Below are 3,784 nucleotides of genomic sequence, written 5' to 3'. Positions count from 1 at the left end.
TCGGCGCCAAGCCGGCCATGATCATCAAGAGTGGCATGATCGCAGCGGCGCCGATGGGCGACCCGAACGCGTCGATTCCGACGCCGCAGCCGGTGCATTATCGCGAGATGTTCGCGACGCGCGGCGGCGCGTTGGGAAAGACATCGCTGACGTTTGTCTCGCAGATGGCGCTGGATGACGGCATCGGCGAGCGGTATGGCCTGAAGAAACAAGTGGTCGCCGTGAAGAACTGCCGGAACATCTCGAAGGCCGACATGATTCACAATGCATACAGGCCGTCCATTACCGTCGATCCGGAAACGTATCAGGTCGTGGCCGACGGCCAGTTGCTCACCTGCGAGCCGGCAACCGTCTTGCCGATGGCGCAGCGATACTTCCTTTTTTGAGACTCTGATGCGCACGATCGATAAACGTATCGAAGCGAAACTTGCCGCGCCGCTGATCAAACGCGCGCCGACTTTAACCCTTCCCTTCGATGACCGCTGCAAGAGCCGCCTCGCCGCGACGCTGGATAACGGCGAGGAAGTGGCGCTGGTGCTGCCGCGCGGCACGGTGCTGCGTGACGGCGATATGCTCGTCGCCGACGATGGCGCGCTCGTGCGCGTGATCGCCGCCGCACAGGATGTGCTGGTCGTGCATGCCCACGATGTCCCTACGCTGACGCGCGCTGCTTATCATCTGGGGAATCGGCACACGCCGGTCGAAGTGGGCGCGGAGCATTTGAAGCTGGAAGCCGATCCGGTGCTTGAAGACATGCTGAAGCGTCTCGGCGCGCATGTCGAGCACGCGACGCTGCCGTTCCAGCCGGAAACCGGCGCGTATGGCGGCGGTCATAGGCACGGGCACGACGAGACGTTTGTGGAGGACTACGCGCTCGCGCAAAAGGTCTTCGATGAACATCATGGGCATGCGCATGGCGACCATTCGCAGTGCGCGCATGGGCATGCGAGCCACGACGCACACGACCACGCTGCCCACGCCCACGGCCAAGGCCACGATCACGGCGACCACTCGCAGTGCAGCCACGAAGGCCACGACCACGATCACGGCCATGCGCATCGCTGAACTCACTGCCCTGCTGCATCTAGCGTCGCCGGCGTTGCCCATCGGCGCGTTCAGTTATTCGCAGGGTCTTGAATCGGCGATAGAACACGGCTTGATCCACGACGGCGACACCGCCCGCGACTGGATCGCCAGCGGCCTGACGAACGTGCTCGCGCGCGGCGAACTGCCGTTCCTTGCGCACCAGATGACTCGCTGGCGCGATCACGACGCAGCAGAACTCGCCGCTGCCGATGAAGAATTCCTTGCCAGCCGCGAGTCGGCGGAATTGCGTCGCGAGACGCAGCAGATGGGCTGGTCGCTGGCGCAGTTGTGCACGCAGCTCGAATGGGGCGACGCCGCGCGCCTGGCGACGTTAAACGCCATCAAACCCCTTTCGCAGCCCACGGCGTTCGCCTTCGCCGCCTTCGCCCACGATGCCGCCACCGATGCCGCCCTCGCCGCCTACGCCTTCTCGTGGGTCGAAAACCAGGCCGCCGCCGCGTTAAAAGCCGTGCCGCTGGGCCAGATCGCGGGACAGCGGATCATCGTTGCATTACGCGTGGCCATCGATGCCGCTGTAGAAAAAGCGCTCGACACCTCGCCCGGCGAAATAAACACCTTCGCGCCGCAACTCGGCATTCTCTCGGCGCGCCACGAATCACAATATTCACGCCTGGTCCGCTCTTAAAACCATGAACGCACCCGTCTATTCCGCCGCTGCCCGCCGCTCCAAGAAACTGCCACCCTTGCGCGTGGGCGTGGGGGGTCCGGTCGGCTCCGGCAAGACCACCTTGCTCGAAATGCTCTGCAAGGCGATGCGCGATAAATACGACCTCGTCGCGATCACCAACGACATCTACACCAAAGAAGATCAGCGCCTGCTCACGGTCGCGGGCGCGTTGCCGGCCGAGCGCATCATGGGCGTGGAAACGGGCGGCTGCCCGCACACGGCGATCCGCGAAGACGCGTCGATCAACCTGGAAGCCGTCGACCAGATGATCGAGCGTTTCCCGGACGCGGACATCGTGTTCATCGAATCGGGCGGCGATAATCTCGCGGCCACTTTTAGCCCGGAATTATCTGACCTGACTATTTATGTGATCGATGTCGCCGGCGGCGAAAAAATTCCGCGCAAGGGCGGTCCCGGCATCACGAAGTCCGACCTGCTGGTCATCAACAAGATCGATCTTGCACCGTATGTGGGGGCAAATCTCGACATCATGGCCTCCGATGCCAGGAAGATGCGCGGAGAACGGCCATTTGTCATGTGCAACCTGAAGGCGCAGGAAGGGCTCGACGTGGTGGTTCGCTTCATCGAAAAAAAGGGGCTGCTCGCGCTCTGAGACGCGATTTCCGGCCTGGGGAGAAACTGTTCTCAGCCGATCGAGTGCGTTAGCATGTCGCCTTGCCCTTTTTTACGGCCATAGGCCCGCTTTTCGGAGACCTCTGATCGACAGCCCCGACACGCTCCTCATTCGCGACGCCGCCGTGCGGCTCAACCCGTCGCCCGCAGCGTCCTCAACACCCATGGCGCAACCCTCGAAGCGCGTTGCCGTGCTGTTTCACATCGCGGATTTCAACGACGGCGGCATCGAATCGTCGTTGATGCAGTGGCTGCGGATCTACGACCGCGCGCGCTTCACGGTGACGCTGTCCGTAATGTTTTCGTCCCCTGCGTTCGAACGGCGCTTTCGCGCGCTGGTTCCCGCGGATGTCGGCGTCGAGATTCTCACCGACAAACCCTGGCTCAACCTGTTCCAGGCACGTCGCTACGCGCATCGGCTGAGCAAGCTCGGCCGTGTCGGACGCGACGTCTTCAACACGCTGGCCGTGCGCCCCTACGTGCAGGCGCGTGTGGCCGCGCTGGCGCAGCGCCATGACATCATCATCGACTTCGACATGTCGCTGCGCCGTCTGGCTGGCCGCTTCGGCGTGGCGTGGCTCGGCGTGAACCACTTCAGCTTCGATGCACGGCTGGGCGGCCGGCGCAGAAAGATGAAACGGCTGCTCGCGCAATACGGCCGCTACGACGGGATTGCCGCGCTGAACCGCCAGATGGCCGATGAAGCACGCGAGCTGTTCAACGGTCATCTGCGCAATGTGTTTGTGCTGCCGAATGCGATCGATATCGACCGGATTCGCGAGAACGGCGCGACTGTGGAACCGCCGCCGTGTCCCGGGCCGTACATCGTTTCGGTGGCGCGGCTTGACGAGATCCAGAAAGATCACCGGACCTTGCTGCGAGCTTACGCCCAGCTTGTCAGGACGCAGGGTGACGGCGGGTTGCAGGAAGATCTGGTGATTGTCGGCGACGGTGGTTTTCGCCGAGAACTGGAAGCGCTGGCGATGGAGCTGGGGGTGGGCAAGCGCGTGCATTTCACCGGGTATCGGAACAATCCGCATGCTGTTGTAGCGCATGCAAGCGCGCTGGTGCTCAGCTCGCGTTACGAAGGCATGCCGATGGTATTGCTCGAGGCGCTGGCACTTGGCAAGGCGGTGATTTCAACCGATTGCCCGACAGGGCCGCGAGAAATTCTGGACGATGGCCGGTTCGGGCTACTGGTTCCTATCGGCGATGTAGACGCCATGGCCGGTGCGCTGTCGCGCTTGTTATCGGACCATGCCCTGCGCGATGGCTTTACGCGTGAAGCGCTGGAACGGGCGCGGGCGTATGGCGTGGAAGCGAGCAATGAGAGGTTCGTTGCGTGCGTGACAAGGATTTTGGAGGAGCGGGGTTAAT

The 3,784-nt window shown here is 62.8% G+C and carries 4 protein-coding genes and 1 pseudogene; all 5 read left to right on the top strand.

The window, feature by feature from the left end:
* Positions 1–386, top strand: a pseudogene (gene ureC, locus JWR14_RS07530) (urease subunit alpha); the annotation flags it as partial.
* 7 nt (positions 387–393) lie between these two features.
* Positions 394–1,065, top strand: a complete 672-nt coding sequence (gene ureE / locus JWR14_RS07525) for an urease accessory protein UreE (RefSeq protein WP_299703881.1) — start codon at positions 394–396, stop codon at positions 1,063–1,065.
* Positions 1,052–1,732 (top strand): urease accessory UreF family protein, encoded by a 681-nt coding sequence (locus JWR14_RS07520; RefSeq protein WP_299703884.1) that lies wholly within the window; start codon positions 1,052–1,054, stop codon positions 1,730–1,732. The genes ureE and JWR14_RS07520 overlap by 14 nt, the downstream gene beginning before the upstream one ends.
* Before the next feature lie 4 nt (positions 1,733–1,736).
* The gene (gene ureG / locus JWR14_RS07515; protein ID WP_299703878.1) at positions 1,737–2,387 is read left to right on the top strand and encodes an urease accessory protein UreG; all 651 of its coding nucleotides are present in this window, start codon (positions 1,737–1,739) and stop codon (positions 2,385–2,387) included.
* Positions 2,388–2,571: 184 nt separating this feature from the next.
* A complete protein-coding gene (locus tag JWR14_RS07510) occupies positions 2,572–3,783 on the top strand; it encodes a glycosyltransferase (protein WP_299703875.1) in 1,212 nt (403 codons plus the stop codon).
* Position 3,784: the final 1 nt, after the last annotated feature.

The organism is Caballeronia sp. (genome assembly GCF_028292365.1).
GTDB lineage: Bacteria > Pseudomonadota > Gammaproteobacteria > Burkholderiales > Burkholderiaceae > Caballeronia.
Note: the sequence above shows the minus strand (reverse complement) of the source record. Positions and strands in the feature narration are given on the sequence as shown.

What these genes read in the sequence shown, in the direction of transcription:
- ureE (WP_299703881.1), top strand. Translation starts at nt 394, where the DNA reads ATGCGCACGATCGATAAACGTATCGAAGCGAAACTTGCCGCGCCGCTG.
- JWR14_RS07510 (WP_299703875.1), top strand. Translation starts at nt 2,572, where the DNA reads ATGGCGCAACCCTCGAAGCGCGTTGCCGTGCTGTTTCACATCGCGGAT.
- JWR14_RS07520 (WP_299703884.1), top strand. Translation starts at nt 1,052, where the DNA reads ATGCGCATCGCTGAACTCACTGCCCTGCTGCATCTAGCGTCGCCGGCG.
- ureG (WP_299703878.1), top strand. Translation starts at nt 1,737, where the DNA reads ATGAACGCACCCGTCTATTCCGCCGCTGCCCGCCGCTCCAAGAAACTG.